The organism is Longimicrobiales bacterium (genome assembly GCA_028823235.1).
Taxonomy (GTDB): Bacteria; Gemmatimonadota; Gemmatimonadetes; order Longimicrobiales; family Gaopeijiaceae; genus UBA2589.
The window spans coordinates 36,662-55,266 of sequence record JAPKBW010000018.1; the positions used below are offsets into that span (position 1 = coordinate 36,662).

Below are 18,605 nucleotides of genomic sequence, written 5' to 3' on the forward strand. Positions count from 1 at the left end.
CCCGGAAGCCAGGCTTCCGGGGGCATCTTCGTAATCATGCCGACAAACAGTCGGTCATATCATCCTCGAGGCCGATCAGACCGCGCAGGCCATATCGTCACCGCAGCACATTGGCGACTTGATCTTGCCGTGGCCCTCGGGGCACTTCGAGACCTGAACCTCAACGCCTGAATCTGTCGTGATCGTGTCGTTCACAAGCTCACTGTCGCAGGTGGCGCAGGTCATGTTCACGCTCATGCCGCACTTGTCGCAGGTGTACGTCGCCATGGGCAAGTTCCTCTCCTGAGTAGGTCCGATATCGAGTGTGGGGCGCGGACATTAGCGAATCCTCCCGCTTCCGTCACGGCCAAGGCGTTCAACGAACACCGACCCACCCTTTCACCGAGTCGAACAGCCCAGCCGAGTCGTACCCGACACCGTCCTTGAACACGAGCGTCATCGCACGCAGCGCCTCAGGATCGGCTCCGGGGTCTCCCCACATCAGCACGAGGTCAGCGCGCTTACCGACTTCGATCGTACCGATCTCGTCGCCCTGTTCGAGGTACTCGGCACCATTCTTCGTGGCGACCTCGATGGCCTGCTCAACAGTCAGCCCGACCTCCATCAAGAGCTGCACCGCGCGCTGATTCGCATACCCAGGCACCACGTCGCCACCGCCGGTTGGGTCCGTGCCGAGTACGAGCGTACCGCCGGCGTCATAAAACGCCTTCTCCATGGCCATGTACTGCCGGAGAAGCTGGCCTCCGGTCTCGCTCGCCCGATCGAGTCCCGCGATGACCCGTTCGTGCAGCTGCGGGAGCATGGCCTCCTGCGCCCCCTCAGGAGGCGGCGACCGATCGGGCGCGCGACGCTCTACAACGGTCAGCGTCGAAGTCAGCGCCACGCCCTTCTCAATGAGGTGATTGGAAACATCGGTAAACGCCGCACTCGCAACATCCAGATCCAGGTAGCTCTGGTTCGCTCCGCGCGGGCACGAGTCAGGCTCCTTGCCTTCGACCCAGTCCGTCGCTGCGAAGAAGCCATGCTCCAGGTTGTCGATTCCGAGGTCCGCGGCCTCCCTGTACGTGATCGAACACAGATGGCCGGTGACTTTAACGCCGCGCGCGTGCGCAGCATCGATGGCCGCCCCGAGCGTGGCTCTGTCGATGAGGTTGTAGGCCTTGAACGAGGTGACGCCCTGGTCGATCCAGAAATTGACGTGCGCGCGAGCCTGCTCAGCTGTCTGCAATTGGGGCATCGCCCGCACAAATCCGTTGGCGCCCTCGAGATAGGGCCCGGTGACGTTTATGTGCGGCCCCACGATAAGGCCTTCCTCGACGTGCTGTGCCACCCTGAGGTCGGTATAGGTATCCACGCTCCCGCCGGTTCTCATCGTCGTCACACCACCGGCGAGATAAAGCGGCGGAAACGAGATCTCGTTCGTGTTGTAACGTGCCTGCCCAGACGGGTAAAAGAGGTGCTCGTGTAGCATCACGAAGCCGGGCATCACTGTTTGACCCGTACCGTCGACGATTTCGGCTCCTGACGGACTGCCGATCTCCCCAGAACTTCCGACGCGGACGATGCGTCCCTCGCGAATCTCGATCGACATGCCAGTGCGGGCGGGCGCGCCGGTGCCATCGATGAGTCGCACGTTCTGGACTACGACATGGTCCGCAGAAACTGACACGAACTCCTGCACCTGCGGGGAGAGATCGTCGTAGCTCTGGGCGGCGGCCGTGCTGGCCAGGGACAGGCTCACCGTGACCAGCGCCACGAGCCAGGCCTCTCGTCTGTAGTGCCTCAACCTCGTCATGCCATCTCCTGAGTTCGGCCGTCACCAGCCAAGTAGTATGTGGGTGGGCGCCTGCACTTGATCAGGTCCCAAACTGAAGCGGGGCCCTCGGCTCAGCCGAGGGCCCCGCATTCATGTCATCCGGCGCGAGCGCCGTCAGCGGTACTTACTGCGGCAGCACCATGGCAAAGTTTCCACCATTAGCGTTCACCACGATGTACTGCCGACCGTCGTGCTCGTAGGTCATCATCCCGTAGCGATTGGACGCCGGGATCTCGACACGGCCGAGCTCCTCACCCGTCGCCTTGTCGATGGCGAAAAGGTGCGGGTCATTGTCGCTGTTGTGTCCGGCATACACGACCATGCCCGGAGTCGCGAAGAGTGCGGCCTGACGGCCTGAACCAGTCCTCGGGTCAGGGCCACTGCTCACCGCCGGGTGCTCGAGCACATTACGCGGCGTATCCCCGATGGGGACATACCAGAGGTGGTCACCCGTATTGAGGTCGATCGCCGTGATCCGGCTATACGGCGCCTTCCAGATGGGCAGACCCTCCACTCGACCGGGGCTCGCTGCGGAGCCCGGTACCCATGCGTTGATCGTCGTGCCGGTCGGCTGCGTCGTGAGATCATCGGCCACGCCACCGTCATCCTTCTCGGCCCCGGGAATCATGATTCGTGACCCACAACCCTTCTGCGACGGCACGTATATGATGCCTGATTCAGGATCGAAAGCCGGCGTACCATCGATGTTCGTTCCCCCGACATCAGCCGGGCACCAGAGTGCCGCGCGCTTGCCGATGTCGTTGTCGCGATGAAGCGGCGGCATAAAGAGCGGTCCGATCTCGAAATCCTCGAGCGCCTCGATCGCTTTCTGACGAAGCTCCGGCGAGAAGTCGATCAGCTCGTCCTCGCTCAGCCCCTGCATGTCGTATGCGGCCGGCTTCGTCGGGAACGGCTGCGTCGCTGCAAGCTGCTCTCCAGGAATTTTCGACTGAGGAACAGGACGATCCACGATGGGCCAGATGGGCTCACCCGTCTCGCGATTGAAGACGTACAGGAAAGCCTGTTTCGTCGCCTGAGCAACGATCGGCGTCCGCACACCATCAATCATGACGTCTCCGAGCACCGGTACCTGAGGTGTGTCGTAGTTCCAGATGTCGTGTCGGACCAGCTGATAGTGCCAGCGACGCTCACCCGTCTCGACGTCCAGCGCGAGAAGACTTCCACTGAAAAGGTTGTCGCCGGGTCGGAAGCCACCGTAATAATCCTGCGTGGCCCCGTTGGTCGGGATGTATACGAGTCCGAGATCCGGATCTGCGGAGAGCGGGGCCCAGGATGAAATGTCACCGGTCCACTCCCAGGCGTCGTTCTCCCAGGTCTCATGGCCGACCTCACCCGGTCCCGGGATGACGTCGAACTTCCAGAGGTGCTCACCCGTCCGAGCATCGTACCCGAGGATGTCACCTGGAATCATCTCTGCGCGGGTCTGGTTGTACCCCTGCTCAGCCGAGTTTCCGACAACCACCACGCCGTTGACGACGATGGCCGGCGAAGAACTCGTGATGTAGCCCTGCTCCAGCGGGATGCCATCCGCAGCGTCATCGTACTCATACCCGAGGCCATTCGGCCCGAGTAGATCCACGACGCCTGTCGCCGGGAAGCCCTCGATGTCGATCTGGCCGCCAAAGCCCTCGATGTGCTGCCCGGTGTGGGCATCGAGCGCGTGCAGGAAGAACGCCGGTGAGATCAGATAGACGACGTCGCGACCATCGATGTTGGCGTACGAGACACCCTTACCGTGGTTCTTCCGCATCGAGTAGGCCCACCGGAACGTCTCAGGCTCGGTATACGTCCAGATCTCCTCACCCGTGCCGGCGTCGGTCGCCACCACGCTCCGGTGCTCGGAATGCACGTTGATGAGCATGCCATCGACGTATACAGGGGTCGAACGTGCGTTCACGGAGCCGAGGTGCGACGCGTCATACTCCCACGCCACTTCCAGGTCCGAGAAGTTGTCGCCGTTGATCTGAGTCAGCCCGCTGTAACGCTGGCCTGACATGTTTCCGGCGATGTTCGCCCAGTCGCCGTCGGACGTGATCCCTGCCCCGCGATCGCCGCCCATAGACGCAGAATCTCCGCAGGCAGCGCCCAGGAGGACGAACATGCCAAGCGCGAGCCAGCGCATCGGGGAGGATGTCGAAATCCCAGTGCCCATCTGCAAGCCTCTCGATGAGGTGAGCGCCTTGTTCAGGCGCGTTTTCGAAGCGTTGGCATAATGCCCGCCCGATCCTGTTCTCGCCAGTATTGGCCACGCTTTTTCGATCGCCCCCCCCTCACATCATCGCTAGCACCACCGTACTCGAACCCGCTACTACACAACTGTTTCTCCGTTCGCTTCCACCTAGGAAGGAGCGTAAGCGTCCACGCGTCTGTCTGCTCGAACAGGTAGGTCGATGAAAGGATATCCCCGGCGTCGCCGACCGGATCTACCGGCATCACTTCGACGCCTTCGCCCTTGTGATTCCGAAGGCCAACGCTCTCTGTGCTTTCAGAGACGTAGCCCGAGATCACCGGTTAGTCCATCTGTCGACGATCGGCCACGGCATCCGAGGACCCTCGGTATGGAAGGTGGCTCACTGGATCTCTCATCTTCGTGTTGGGATAGGCGGACCGACCGCACCCAATCGCACGCACATCCGGCCGCGACACCGTCCGCCACAGGGTCGATTCGGTGACACACAACGTTATCCGCACTACGTTTTTTCCTCTCGTGCCAAGGGCCAACTAGGCTCCACTGGACAAAATCCGAGCTACTGAGGCCCGCATGAAGCGCATCTCTACTGTGACCGCACTCCTGCTGACCGTGGTCGGCTGCTCCGGTTCCGAATCAGCCGAAATAAATGCAGGAGTGCCTGCCGCTGATCCTCTCGACGCGTACACACCGACCGCGGCACAGCATGCCGAAGTCGTCGGAACGCTGCAGAGACTGTTCGACGCGCTCGAGTCAGGCAACGAAGCGCTGCTACGATCCGTGACGGACGCCTCCGTGGTGATGCATTTTTCGGAGACCCGCGACGGGGCCACGACCTTCGGAAGCGCGACGCTCGACGGCCTCGCGACGAGAATCACATCGAGCGAAGTGCCGCTCATTGAGCGGATGTGGGACCCGACCGTCGTGGTGAACGGGCCGCTGGCGACGATCTGGACGCCGTACGACTTCTACGCCGGAAAAACATTCAGCCATTGTGGTGTGGATGCGGCCAACATGCTCCGCACTGAGGAGGGCTGGCAGATCGTAGCCCTGTCATGGACACGCCTCCAGCCCCCGACATGTGAGCTTCACCCCGACGGCCCACCCGCGTCCTGATCAAACGAAGCCATCACCACCTGGGGCAGGGGCATCTGTGCGCCTCCGAATCGCATACGTCGCTCTCTTCGTCACGCTGACAACTTCCTGCTGAAAGCCTGTGCACCCAGAGCGACTTGAGGCTTGTGTCCGTGCAGTGTGGCTTCGAGAGGGCCTTTGAATTTCCCGAGACTGAGTCAGCGCTACGTCGACGGTGTTCTGGTGGAGACTCCAGAACACCAACTCTGCTATTCCAGGCTCTTCCTGAGCGTGTCGACGGTCATGGAGAAGCTCCGCATACCGGAAAGCGGATCGTAGGCGACCAGCATCGCGCCTCTGTAACCAAGTCGGTCGGAGCTCGCTCCGGAGAACGCCATCAGGGTCCGCGCGAGCCCTTCCTGGGTCTCCCTGCTGAGCTCTCCACCTGACGTACCAGCGAAGGCTTCGTCAAAGAGTGCATTGAGCGGGAGCCCCTGAGGCTTCGACTCAAGCAAGGCCAAGGTCACGATCGCGACCAGCGCGTTGTGCGGGAAATTGAAGTGGAGCGCGAGGGGTGCGTAGCCGCTCCGCTCGGGACGAAACGCTTCCAGGTCCTCCAGCAGCCGTCCTCCGTGCTCGACGAGCAACCTGCGCACCTCGGCATACTCTGTCTCGTACGGCTGGAGCAATGACGGCACCGTGCCCCGAAACGCCCAGGGATCCGCGGCCAGCGCCTGTAGAAGAGAGCCCAGGATCGCGTCCCGATCTGCAACTTCGCCTAGGTCATCCCCAGCGACTCCGGCCGCCTCATCTGGAACGGACCCCGTGTATGCTTTCATCAGCGTGCGTGTCGCATACAGCAGCCAAGGATAGTCACCCACGTTGTCGTCCCGCATGCGAACCACGTCTCGTCCGTACATCAGCCAGAAGCCCCAGCGCAGGTGCGCACTGAGGACAGCGGCGCTCACTCGTGCGAACTCGAGTTGATGCGACCAGGCCAGAGTCGAGACGCGTTCGATGATTCTGTCGTAGGCCTGCTCCTCGGGGTGAAACTGGGACAGCGCATAGATGAGGAGTGTCTCCGCATTGGACACGAACTGATGCCCACTCCCCTGTTCCCCCTGGAGTGTCGTCACGAGACCTGTCAGCCGGTCCAGCAAGGCATCGAGGTCCTCTGCATCCCACACGCGCATCGCACAAAGGGACAGGAGGTGCAGAAAGTAGTAGTCGAGGAGGATCTCCAGCGTCATGCGATGATCCGGGTCTTCCACCTCCACACGTTCGAAGAAGTCCAGAAGCAGTACCGGAACTAAATCCTCAGTGAAGCGATGCGTCTGATGATTCCACGAGTGAAGAACTCGGAAGCCATCTTTTCGGGTACGACCGTCGAGCTTCCGGACCAGGGTAGCGAGTCGTCCGGACACACCGTCGAACCGGTGATCCGCCATCGCCGACCTCAACGATGTCAGCTTCGTCGAGAGGTCCGCGCCTGTTGAGAAGCCATCGACGAGGCGGGCTCTCGTGCCGTCCCCCAGCATGGCTTCAAGCAGGTCGCAGAGCTCGAGCACCTCGGCGGCACTCGATGCAGCATTCGCGGGGGCACCCGAATCAGGCATATGTGTCAGCGGTTGAAGTAAGTGCGTAGCTCATCCGGATTGCTCGTGTGGGTCATCGCGACCATGAGCAGTACCCGGGCCTTCCACGGACTCAGATTGTCCGCCTGAACTGCCCCCATCTCGAGGAGATCGAGGTTGTTCGCGTAGAGCGGTACGATCCTGCCCGTACTAACACGAGAGGCTACGACAACTGGAATCCCGGCTGCTCTGACCCGTCTCAAGGCCTCGAGCGTGGGTGTGCTCACATGGGCCAGACCGAGACCCGCTACCACGACGCCGTCGAGATTACCGTCTGCGAGGAGCAACTCGAGCGCTCGCCCGTCTGAGCCGGCGTATTCGCTGATGAGTACGACGTTCCCCAGTTCAGGGTCGTCTGGCAGCGGCACGGTCTGTCGACGCATGGGCGCACGATAGAAGCGCACTGCCTCGATGTCCGCGACGCCAAGCAACCCGAAGTCGAGTGTCTGGAAGGTTTCGACGTCGAGCGTGTTGGTCTTCGTGACTTCGCGCGCCGCGTTGATCTGACCGTTCATGACAACCATCGTGCCCATGCCCACAGCTTCATCGGAGACGACGACCCGCACGGCGTTCAGCATGTTCCTTGTGCCATCAGTGTCGTACATCGTAGGTGCGCGCTGCGCACCTACAACGACCACCGGCTTCTCGCTCATGACCGTCAAGTCGAGGAAGTACGCCGTCTCTTCGAGGGTATCCGTCCCGTGCGTGACCACGATCCCTGCCACACCAGGCTCTGCAAGCAACGCGTTCGCCCGTGCAGCCAGCAGCAGCCAGATGTCCGGGGTCATGTCCCGGCTATTCACGTTCGCGATCTGCTCTACGGACACCTGTGCGATCTCGCTCAGCCCCTCGACCGAGCTGACGATCTCGTCCCCTGTCAGTGCCGCTCGTAGTGCGCCGATCTCCTCATCGTAAGTACTGGCAATCGTGCCGCCGGTCGCAAGGACGACCACGCGGGGCAACTCAGCGACTTTAACCCCGGCCGTGGTGCTGGCCGTCACCGACTGGGCTGAAGCGCCCGAGGTGCCGAGCCGCCCTGAGCGAGCGCTTGGACTTACAAGGACCGAAGCGCTGCCGAGCAGCATAAACGCTGTCGCTATTTGTAGAAGATGAGCGCGCATCATGCGAGATCCACCGTGCCATTGGGCGTATTCAACGTCGCGATTACCCGAGGTGATTCGCCGCCTGAAACAGACGTGTCGAGTCCGAGAGCCTGGAACCACCCACGAACGATGTCCGGCTCAGGATGTTCGACCCTCACACCCTCCAACGAGCACACCGAGGGAAGATGGGTACCGGGGTGCACCGTGTCCCCCCAGTCGATAAAGAAAGGGATCACGCCGCCGGCGCGGTCCGCCCATGGGTCCGTAACCGTCCAACGCAGAGCACTGCCGTCCGGGCGCACCCTGCCACCCTCCGACAGTTCGCCGAGGTCGATACCGGCCTCACGTCCCGTGGCCACCAATCCCGACAAATCGCTCGCCTTCGCACACCATGTGACTAGTCGCATCTCCTTCAGGTCGCTCAGACCAAACCATCTGGGCCCAGCAGGATCAGGCTCGTCAGGGTCCACGCTGACCACCTCCATATAGCAGTCCGGGCCAAAACCGATCAGTCGATTGCGGGTGCCGAAGCCGAGGTGCCGCCCGCCTGGTGACATCTCCACACCGAGGCGCTGCTCGATGTACTCGACGCCATCGTTCAGGTCGGGTGAGGCAAAGACTAGATGGTCCATTCATGCTCTCCAGGTTGTAGAATTTGAATGTCCTCAATCACCTCACTGCTCGCGAGCGCCGCAGCGTAGCCTACCGCCGTCTTGAAGTAGCGGAGGCGTTTCGCGTCGATGGCTGCCTGGATGTTCAGCTCTCCGACGTCGCCCTTCATGAGGCGCAGGCCCGCCCCATGCCGCTTGGCGAGCGCCTCCTTCGCCGTCCAGAGCCTCATGAACTCGGCATCCGCCTGCTCCCGGCTGAGTCCGGTGAGACGGCTGGCTTCGGCAGCCCCGAACCAGCGCGTCGCGATCGCTTCGGCTCTGGGTACGGTCCGCACCTGCTCGACGTCGATGCCGAGGCTCCTCACCCCTCCTAGCGCCACGGCGAACAGGTCGCCCGTGTGCGCCACCGAAAAGGCGAGGGGTGTGGCATCCGGTCTCCCGATCGGGACATAAACGGGCTTACCGCCGGGCGCGACTACGACCCTCACCTCTCCCGGTGCGCAATCCGCCTGACGACCCAGGAGCACTCGTACGGCAGCATGTCGAGCCAGCAGAATTCGACCGCGCGCGGGATCCGCCATGCTGTCGGCCCGCCGCCGATCCTCTTCGGTTGGGAGATCGGTATCAGCGAGCGCCTCAAATGCTTCGTCCGTCACATCGACAAGCCACACGCACGGCCGCCGCGGATCGATCATTTACGCTCCCGAACGCACTCGAACCGCAAAGCACGGGACTTCATAAATTCGGAGGCCGTCCACCCACTGCGTACCGAATATCTCCACCGTGACGGACTCGCCTTCGACGATGTCGACCTTGAGAGCCTCTACCTCCGTGACGACTTCATCGCGAGATGGAACGACCTGTCCGCGGTACTTCCAGGAAACAGGGAAGCCCACGATCGGATGCTCCCAGACTGGATTCTCGAGACCGTCGAGCCATCCCTTCAAATGGACGAGTGCACGAGCAGACTGGACGAGCGCCTCGAGTCCGAGCGAACCGGGCTGGACCGGGTCGTCGTAGAAATGCGCCTTGAAGTACCAGTTTTCGGCACGGATTTCCTGTAACGTCCGAATTCGACCCAGGCCGGCATCTCCGGCGTCCGGCCAGAATCCAGTGACCGCGTCCAGCATGCGGATCGCACCAGACTCCATCCCAGGCAAATGCGCGAGTTCTCCGCCATCAGGGATCAGAGACATAGGGGCGAGGTCAGAAGGCTCGATGAGGCGAGCCCGCATCTCATCGGTCATGGGAAGACCCTTCTGTTCTTCCAGAATCTTCGGACTGAAGAACCCGAAGTCCGTCTTGAGGGTCAGCACAACACCCTCCGCATCGCGACAGGTGACGTTAAAGAACACGATGCTCGTCCCGCCGGCCTTTGCGAAACGAGTCAGCTCTGTTGTGAAAGTGAGCGTGCCGATGTCCGGCCCGATGTCCTTGTAGATGGTGCAGTCATCTCCGTCGAGATTCCGGAACGCGACGTCGCCTTCCGTATCCGCGAAGAAATTGAGGTAGCAAGAGAACCAGCCGCAGGGCTGGAGCAGAGCCTCCACAACGACCGCGAACGGCATCGTACCCTGCCCCTCTGCGAAGTACCACGCGTCCGGGTCAACTTCGAGGGTCGATACGAGCGTGCCGGAGTCCGAGGCGGAGCCGGGCGCAACGTCGACTTCGACGATGCTGCTCATGAAGTGGTAAGGAGGACCAGGCAAGCGCGGACATTTCAGTGCCCCGTCATACTTCTCAAACATCGTCCCGAACGCGTCGCTCGGCTTGCCCCAGGCACAGGACAGCAACGCCCCGTAGTCGCCGCGCACATCGCTGTTTCCTGGTCCGACGAGCCGGATCGGCTCCGCACCCTCCAAGAACTCACCCTTCGTCGTCAGTGGGTAATCCGGAACCAGCCGTAGGCCGAAGCGTCGGCACTGGAAGACCTTGAAGCCATCACTCGTACACAGGAGCGACGCGTAGACCTCGGGGAGGTCACCATCGATGACCTCCTCGATGAACACTTCGTAATCCAGATCGTGCGGGCCCGTGGGAATCACCTGGCCGCGGCAGAGGAAGCGCGCCATCTCACCGGGGACCGGCTCGAAGCGCCATCCGTCGCGCGGGAGTGTGAAGCCCATCGCGGCCATCGCGAACGACAGTGCCTGAGTAGCTGCATCGGCCATCAATGTGCCGGGCATGCACGAGTCATTCTTGAAGTGCCCGTCATAGAACCAGGCATCGGCAGGTACGTGCGCCTCAGCACGGACGTAACCACGTCCCCACGGTCCACCTTCCGGCTCGAACTCCGGTACCGAATCGATTAGACGCAGCAATCCGTTAGGTGTATTCGGCGTGCGGGTGTGGCATGAAGCCAGCTCGAAACCTTCCCCGAAGCAGGCGAAGGCATCCCCTTCGACCCATGCACCGAACTCCTCTGACGTGAAGCTCCGCTTGGTGCTCAACATCGGCGCCGGATCGAGGCGAGCGTCCGGATCGGGCGTGTCCTCGGCGGCATCCCAAAGGACACCACCAGAACCAGACAGCTCCTCTTCGGTGAAGAATCCGGCCTGTCCGTTTCGTACAGAGATCAGCAGCCGGTCACCGACGTAGCAGTCGTAGTGGAAGAAGAAGAGACGAACGTCACCAGTCTTCGCATGACCATCGACGTAGATGTCATACGTGAGCGTCTCACCCGGCGCCGGCAGGTCGCCGTGGAACGTCAGGTCACACCCGAGCAAGCGGTATACACGATCTCCCTTGTTCAGGAAATCAGCGCCCAGCCATGAGATCAACAACAGGTCGGCCTGACCGGACTCGATCACGACGCCCGGGGCCATCCGGCCCGTGTGCAGGTACCACGCGTCTTCTTTGACGTCCGTCTCCGTGACGACACGCCCTTTCTTCATCGTCCCCGGCTCGCCCTCGATGAGCAGCGCACGATCGGTGAAGAGGAGCGGCGGCTCCGGCATACGCACCTGACGTGCGTATCCATCCTGCTGCTCAAATAGTTCGCCAAAGATCTCGGAGATCTTTCCTCCCGAGTGTATCTCAAGCTGTTCGCGGGTGAGGAAGACTGTGTCCGGCAGTTCGTCACGGTTGATCGGTGGTGCAACCGGGATCACCGGTGACGGCGCAGCGGACGAAGCCTTCTTGTCGGCCTTCGCCGGAGCTGCCGGAGCTGCCGCGAGGGGTGCCACTGAGGGCGCCGGAGTGTGCGCAGCAGGTGTCGCCGGCGCATCCACGACCACGCGCAGATCTGGAGCGCGCGGTGCGGCCGGTGTCGAAGTTGGAGCCGGCAGAGCAACACTACCGGAGTCCACGACGGCGCTCAGTCCGAGCGACAGGAAGGCATCGTGCGTCTCCTTCTGCTCGCGCAGAAAGTCTGCATGGACCTGGGCGATGGAATTAAACAGGTCGAGCGCGGCGTTTCCGGTCGGCGCCTGAAGAGCCTCGGCCGCGATCGAACCCGTGCCACCGGCCGAAGGCGTCACGGGAATCGCCGCAGGTGGCGACGCCGGCACTACGGGAGCGTCCGCAGCAGGTGTGGTCGGCGCACCGGGACTGAACTGGTGGCGCACATCGTACCCAACGCCCGATGAGGGCGGTGGTGCCATCGTTTCCCCATCTGGGGATGAAGTCGTTCCAGGCATCTCGTTCACTGCTTCAGAATGCGACGGGGCGGGCGCAGACGGCGCCACGACCTCTGTTTTCAGTACAGCGTTCTCGCCAAACGTGGCGGGCCAGACGACGGCTGGTGGGTGCGCAGCCAGCCGCAGGAGTGAACCCGCTGGCTCTTCGAGAGGCTGACCGCCCTCCCGGAGACCGCGCAGACGGTCGACAAACGTCTCGAGTTGCATGGGCACGCCCGTCGCCCAGAGCTTTGCGACCGACCGACCCACCGCTTCGAGACCCGCTCCTTCATGCGGATCGAGTGCCACAGCCATGTGGGGTCGCCCTTCCAGAATGCGACCCACGGCCCCTGTGACAATGGCTCGTGGCCCGTGTTCGACGAAGATCCGAACGCCGTCCGCGTAAGCCTGCTCGATCGTCTTTGGGAAGTCGATCGGATCGATCGCCTGCTGCGTGATCGCGTCAGCGGCGGCCTCTCTGGTCGGTACATAGGCACGGTTTCCGGCATTCGTGTAGAACCGGATATCGGGCACCTCGCGCGTGTCGCGCGAGTGAATGTCATGCCAGGTCTTCTTGAATGGGGCCAGTGGCGCGGCGTGAACGATCATGTCCAGGCCGAGCTGAATCGCCTTGTTCCGTCCAACCGCCTCAACCACTCGATCACAGCCAGCAGCGTCTCCGCCGATGACCACGTCTTCGTAGTGGTGGATAACCGTTAGATAGACACGATCCTCGCCCTCCATCGCCGCCTCGACGACCGCGAGCGGAGCGGCAATGCGGAAGTTCTTCCAGTCGGGTAGCTCGCCTTCGGGCAGTCCCCAGTATGTCGCCGCAGACCGGCACTCGCCGGTCAACTGATTCACGTACATCTCGGACGTATTGATCTCGACGAGCATGTCATCGAGGTCGTGCCAGACACCGAACGCCATGAGGGAGTTCGTCTCACCCGACGAGAGTCCAAGAGCAACCTGAGGTCTCATGCCGAGGATGTCGCGCGTGAACTCCGTGTGCGCCTGACAGACAAAGGACGAACCCTGTAGCTGGGTCGCCGGCGAGAACGGCTCAACGTCGGCTCCGTACAACGTGGCAGCGAGGCTCGGAGTTCCGTCGAATTTCACTGCGAGGTTGTGACCAATCTTTGGGAAGGCGAGGAGGAGATCTCTCGCCGCGCCTGGGTAAGCGGCCGCCGCCCCGGTGTAGCAGAACGCGACTTCGCCTTCCGGCCTGCCTTCGCCATAGAACAACCCCGGTGCAGACGGCACACGTCCTTCCGCCAACTCACCGGCGGCATGGGCTCGGAGACGCTCCACTTCTTCGAAAGTTTGCCCCACGAGGGCCAGTCGAACGCTGCCCTGATGGACCTGCAGGCCAGCAGCCACCGTCGCAGCTAATTCGCTTATCGAATCAGCGGCATGGAAGTGGATCACAGGCGCGTCGACAGGCGAGATGGCATCCGTCGTAGCCGCAGGAGCTGCCAGCTGAACGGTCGACGCGAGCCCCGAGTACGAGGTCACGGACGCGGTGGTGTGAACCAGGTCCTGACGTCGAGGAGCAGGCCACGCGCCCTCTCGATCAATCACGGCGCCCAGGTGGGCCGTGACTGCGCCCGCTGCGACGTGAAGCAGCCCCGACGCTCCGTGGGCGTGGCCGAACCGCGCCGTCACTTCGCTCTCACCGGTCTCCGGCACGAGGGCGAGGTCTACCGCTCCGACTTCGGGCTCGTCCATATCCTCGACGAGCGAAGCGAAGATGGGATAGCCCTTCTCGGTCGCATCACGCTCACGCATGAGGACCATCGCGACCGCCACATCTCCGGGTCGCTGGCGATCTGCGGGCAGCACGGATGCCGCTGCAGCGCGGTGCGACAGCTCGTGGGAGAAATCCGATGCCCCCACGAGAGCCGCGTCGATCTCACCGGCCTGGAGCGCACGGACTGCGAGCTTCAGCGCGTCGAGGCCAGACAGCTCCTCGCTCGCAACCGTAAAGCCAGGGGCGCGCCAATCCTGCTGTGCGTGTACGCGATTCGCAGGAATGTTCGGCATGCAGCCGATCACTCCGGCAGCCGTCAGATGACGCGCCGCCCGATCATTCACATCGCGCCAACCGGCCATATCGGCGTCGGGGCCAAGCAATTCCCGAAGCCGAACACGCAATCCGTGTCGAGCTACCTGAGGATCGACGCACATCCCAATGTAGACACCCGTCCGATCAGGATTGAGGCCGCCGACCTGACCCAGGGCCTCTTCGACCACTTGGAGGATCGATGTCTGTTGGGCAAGGCTTTCCTGCAAATCATTCGGAGGAAACCCGAGCTTCGTCATCGAAAGGACGATCTCTTCGGTCCGCGTTGACTCCTCTCCTCTCGCCTCGACCAATCGACGCACGAAGGCCGGAAGCCCGACCTGGTCGCCCGCGATCACACCGAGGGCCGAGATTGCCACGGCCTGCGCGATCTTTTCGGCAGGATCAGATCGCGGCAAAGACACCGCAGGTGCCTCGCCCGTCCATTCCTCGACGATCAGGTGGGCGTTGTTCCCGCCAAAGCCGAAGTTCGAGATCGCCGCGCGGCGCGGGCCCTTGCTCTTCCAGGGCTCGGCTTCAGCCAGTAGACGGAAGCCCTGCTCATCGATCATGCTGAGCGGATCATCGCAGGGCGTTGGTGGGAGGAGACCCGCTTCGAAAGCGCTGAGCATCTTGAGGAGGCTCGCGACTCCCGATGCAGTAATCGGATGCCCGATGTTGCCCTTCAGTGACCCGATCACCGGCTTAGGTCCGTCACCCCAAAGCAGAGCAAGAGACTCGAGCTCGATGCTGTCGCCTCGAGGCGTTCCCGTGGCGTGGCACTCGATGAACCCGATGTCCTGAGGGGTTAGTCCGGCCTGGGCGTACGCGGACTTCATGGCCCGCACCTGTCCGTCCGCCGAGGGGGCAAGGAATCCACTCTGCCGCCCGTCGTTAGAGAGGCCGATCCCGCGAATGACTCCGAAGATCCGGTCGCCCGACTCCACAGCATCGTCGAGCCGCTTGAGTGCGACTAGTCCCGCACCTTCAGCGGGGAGCAATCCGTCTGCGGCCTTGTGGAACGGACGTGACTGGCCTGTCGGGCTCAACGCCTGAAGCGCGGTGAATCCCAGGTGAATAAAGAGTGGATCCGCACGTGCCACACCGCCCGCCAACATGAGGTCGGCTTCGCGGTCCTGGAGGCGCCGACAGGCGATCTCCAGGGCGTAGAGTGAGGACGCGCAGGCAGCGTCGAGCGCAAACACGTCCCCTGTGAGCCCATATGCAGCCGCTACGACATGCGCCGGCCCACCCGAGGAGAAGCGATTCCGGGCATCGGACCTGCCATCATCCAGGCCAGGCTTCGGCGCATTTTGTCCCTCGCCAAGCCAGAAATCCTCAACGAAGCGAGTATGCTCGACTGTCGGATATGAAAGGTTGCCGATCACCAGCCCCGTCCCAGGCGGCGGTGTATCAACGCCCGCTTCCCCGAGAGCGACCCCCGCGCAATGAAGCAGCCACTGGGTCAGCGTGTCGAGACGGTGAGGCTCATCGATGCGGTCGGCAAGCGTAGATACGTCGAAGACCTCGTCGAAGCCGGTGACATACCCACCACGATTGCTCACGACGTGCTCTGCACCGACACCTGGCGACTTGTCCGCCAGCAGCTTCTCGGAATCGATCCCCCAAGCTCCGGCAGGCGCCTCTCCAATAAGAACACGGGCGTCCCGAACGGCTTCGAACAAAGCCTCAGGGCTCAGCGCCCCGGGCAACACGCAGGATCGCCCAACAACCGCGATGGGCTCAAAACTACTCATGTACGACTCCGTTCAACTTTTTCGATCAGGCGCCCGGCGCGTCGAACTGCACTTCGCGCAGCTCGGCAACGAGGTCGCCATCTTCAGTCGCAAGAATGAAATCGAACAGCGTGCCTCGCTCCGTCTGCCGTGCCCGGAACGCCGACCTCAGCTGCTCAGGAATCGACTCGAGGTGGTGCACGACCATCGTGCCCATGCTGGCGATCTTCTCCATGGCACCGGCCTTCTGGTGCGTCCAGAGCTCTCCGAGTTGCAGGAGCCCCTCGAACGTCGCCGGGTCAAACCCACGCGAGAACGCCTTGGGCGGCCACCCAAGACTGGTGGCACTTCTCAGCAACGCCATCCCACCCTCTTCGGATACGCCCTCCAAGTCGACGATCGAGCGGTAGGAACTCGCGTTCCCGAGAACCTCATAGGCGCCTTCCGGCTCGAACGGCCACGGCTCTAGGCCACCTGACGGGACCGACGGTGGCGGGGTCGCGCCATTCTCATCGTACCGAACCGTCGTCTCATGGTGCACCGTACCTACCGCGTCCTTGAACATGAGGCGGTACCCGGGGATCGCACCCTCGATCGGATGAACCTCGACGGTGTGACCACCCTCCGACGGGTTCGTGTCCTGACCGGGCATCGCGATCACGAAGTCTTCCAGGTACATGCGCATGGTCCGGACAGGCTTGAGGGCCTGTCCGATCCGCAGCGCAAAGTCAGCAACCATCGCAGGAGCGAGTCGGCCATTCGCCGATCCGTTGCCCGCAGCCTCGAGCGCTGTCGCGGCCGGGAACGAAAGCGTGTGCATGCTCGCCGGGAAAGAAGGAGCCGCGAGCACGACGCGCTCGACGCCCTCACCGTCCAAACTGAGCTCATCGACAAAGAACTGAGCGCCGAGATCGACATCAAGAAGCGCGATGCCCTGCTTCTCGAAGTGAGCGGCCAGGCCTGCATCGACCATTCCGCCCGCCCACGGGCCCCAGTTGTAGGACCGCACCCGGCACCACTCGCCGCGGCGTTGTGCCTCAGCGGCAGCAACCTTGTTGAGCACTTCATTAGCAGCAGCGTAGGCCGACTGGCCTGCGTTTCCAGCTCGTGCTGCGATCGAAGAGAAGATCGCGATCAGTTGGATCGGGTCCTCTTTCGTCGCCTCGAGCAGTACGGACAGACCGCCGACCTTCGGGCCGAACACATCTGCTACCCGGTCGGGCGTCATGTCTACGATCGCCTTGTCACGCAGCACCCCGGCCCCATGAACGATGCCGTCGATCGAGCCCCAGGTCTGGCGGACCTGATCGAGCGCTGCCTGAACCTGCGCAGGATCGTTGACGTCCGCGCTCAGATACATGGCGTCGACGCCGCGGGCGTCGAGATTGGCCAATGACATCTGCACCTCGGCACTCGCCGCGAGTGACTGCGCCTGCTTCTGAATGCCTGTGAAGTCGACCGTCTGGCCCTTCTTACTCGCGACAGCCGCGAGGGCTCCCGTGATCTGCACGGAGTCGGTCGAGAGAGGAACGCCCTCAGGCCACTCAGCAAGAGCTGACCGCCCAAGGAGAGCAAGCTTCACATTCCACTCTTCGGCGAGGCGCGCGACCGAACTTCCGGTAACGCCTCGCGCTCCGCCCGACACGATAATCACGGATCCAGGCTCGAGTGCCGCAGACTTTGTTCCGGTCATCGTCAGCGGCTCGATCTGCACGACCGCCCGGGCGCCGTCGGCCCCAATGCCAACTTCGAGGGCCGGACCGCCAAGGAAGAGTTCGTCGATAATCTCGGCCGCCGCGGTCGAGGGATCGGCTACATCGATGGCCTTGAGTGATGCACCGGGCCATTCGCGCGCCGCGGTCTTCACGACACCTGCCAGGCCACCGGTCCACGCTCCGGCTCCGGGATCGCCGGCGAGACCGAAGTCCCCGCCAGTCGACTGGATCGTAACGAAGACCCGCTCTGACGACTCCGGGTGCTGCGCGACCATACGGGCCGCCTGAATCGCATTCTGGTGAACGGCGATCGCGCCGTCTGCGCCGACCTGATGACCTCCCAGGCCCGCCAGGCTAATCACGGCCCGGGCAGAAGCCGACGGGACCTCAACAATGACCGGCTCGAGCCCGCGTTCCTTGAGTCCTTCTGCAAGCTCGCCCGCCAACTCCGTGTGCTCTGATGTAATCTCGACCGAGGTACCCTCGGAAAGCCCAGCGAGACCGAACCCAGGCCGGAGCTCAGAAACGATCCGCGGAACGAACGCAGAGACGGTGGTGGCATCCACGACCATCGGTGTCACCGCAGAAGAAGCGACCGGCGCCGCTGCTGCTGCCTGCGGAGCCACCTCAACTACTGGCGCCTCGACAACGGCAGGAGCCGCCGGTGTTTCTACCGGAGCCGCGATACCGCCAGCCAGCCTGTCCGCTACATCCCGTAGTGTGCGAAGCGTGGCCAACTCAGACGGAGCGATCTCCGGCATGCCAGGGATTCGCTCCTGGAGCTCGGACAGAATCTCGACCTGCTTGATCGAATCGATTCCGAGACCGGCTTCCATTTCCATGTCCAGATCGAGCATTTCGACCGGGTAACCAGTCTTCTCAGCTACGACCTCGAGCGCGAGCGCCGTCACGTCTATATCGGGCGTTGCGGCTGCAACCAATGCCGCAGGTGTCGCAGGTGCAATGCTCGGTCCCGCCGCTGCCGCAGGCATACCGGCGATCAGCTTGTCCGCGACATCACGCAGCGT

At 62.7% G+C, this 18,605-nt stretch carries 11 protein-coding genes; 1 reads left to right on the plus strand and 10 read right to left on the minus strand.

Annotated features, from left to right (window positions below; genetic code table 11):
• Window positions 1-75 precede the first annotated feature (75 nt).
• From OSA81_10715 to OSA81_10730, 4 genes are all read right to left on the minus strand, one after another.
• Window positions 76-267: a hypothetical protein gene (locus tag OSA81_10715; protein MDE0899480.1), complete on the minus strand. Its 192-nt coding sequence runs from the start codon at window positions 265-267 to the stop codon at window positions 76-78.
• 88 nt (window positions 268-355) lie between these two features.
• A complete protein-coding gene (locus OSA81_10720; protein MDE0899481.1) occupies window positions 356-1,795 on the minus strand; it encodes an amidohydrolase family protein in 1,440 nt (479 codons plus the stop codon).
• Between the two features lie 145 nt (window positions 1,796-1,940).
• The gene (locus OSA81_10725) at window positions 1,941-3,959 is read right to left on the minus strand and encodes a PQQ-binding-like beta-propeller repeat protein (GenBank protein ID MDE0899482.1); all 2,019 of its coding nucleotides are present in this window, start codon (window positions 3,957-3,959) and stop codon (window positions 1,941-1,943) included.
• A gap of 62 nt (window positions 3,960-4,021) precedes the next feature.
• Window positions 4,022-4,345 (minus strand): hypothetical protein, encoded by a 324-nt coding sequence (locus tag OSA81_10730; protein ID MDE0899483.1) that lies wholly within the window; start codon window positions 4,343-4,345, stop codon window positions 4,022-4,024.
• A gap of 253 nt (window positions 4,346-4,598) precedes the next feature.
• Between OSA81_10730 and OSA81_10735 the strand changes: the two genes are divergently transcribed.
• Window positions 4,599-5,141 (plus strand): hypothetical protein, encoded by a 543-nt coding sequence (locus OSA81_10735; protein MDE0899484.1) that lies wholly within the window; start codon window positions 4,599-4,601, stop codon window positions 5,139-5,141.
• Window positions 5,142-5,368: 227 nt separating this feature from the next.
• Here the strand turns inward: OSA81_10735 and OSA81_10740 are convergent, their stop codons facing one another.
• The 6 genes from OSA81_10740 to OSA81_10765 form a co-directional block, all read right to left on the minus strand.
• The gene (locus OSA81_10740) at window positions 5,369-6,715 is read right to left on the minus strand and encodes a hypothetical protein (protein ID MDE0899485.1); all 1,347 of its coding nucleotides are present in this window, start codon (window positions 6,713-6,715) and stop codon (window positions 5,369-5,371) included.
• A gap of 5 nt (window positions 6,716-6,720) precedes the next feature.
• Entirely contained in the window at window positions 6,721-7,857 is a 1,137-nt protein-coding gene (locus OSA81_10745) for an asparaginase (GenBank protein ID MDE0899486.1), read from the minus strand.
• Entirely contained in the window at window positions 7,854-8,468 is a 615-nt protein-coding gene (locus OSA81_10750) for a VOC family protein (protein ID MDE0899487.1), read from the minus strand. Before OSA81_10750 ends, OSA81_10745 begins: the two co-directional genes overlap by 4 nt.
• A complete protein-coding gene (locus tag OSA81_10755) occupies window positions 8,456-9,142 on the minus strand; it encodes a 4'-phosphopantetheinyl transferase superfamily protein (GenBank protein MDE0899488.1) in 687 nt (228 codons plus the stop codon). The genes OSA81_10750 and OSA81_10755 overlap by 13 nt, the downstream gene beginning before the upstream one ends.
• The gene (locus tag OSA81_10760; protein ID MDE0899489.1) at window positions 9,143-15,883 is read right to left on the minus strand and encodes a beta-ketoacyl synthase N-terminal-like domain-containing protein; all 6,741 of its coding nucleotides are present in this window, start codon (window positions 15,881-15,883) and stop codon (window positions 9,143-9,145) included.
• Between the two features lie 25 nt (window positions 15,884-15,908).
• Window positions 15,909-18,605: SDR family oxidoreductase (locus OSA81_10765; protein MDE0899490.1), on the minus strand; the 2,697-nt coding region annotated here is incomplete at its 5' end.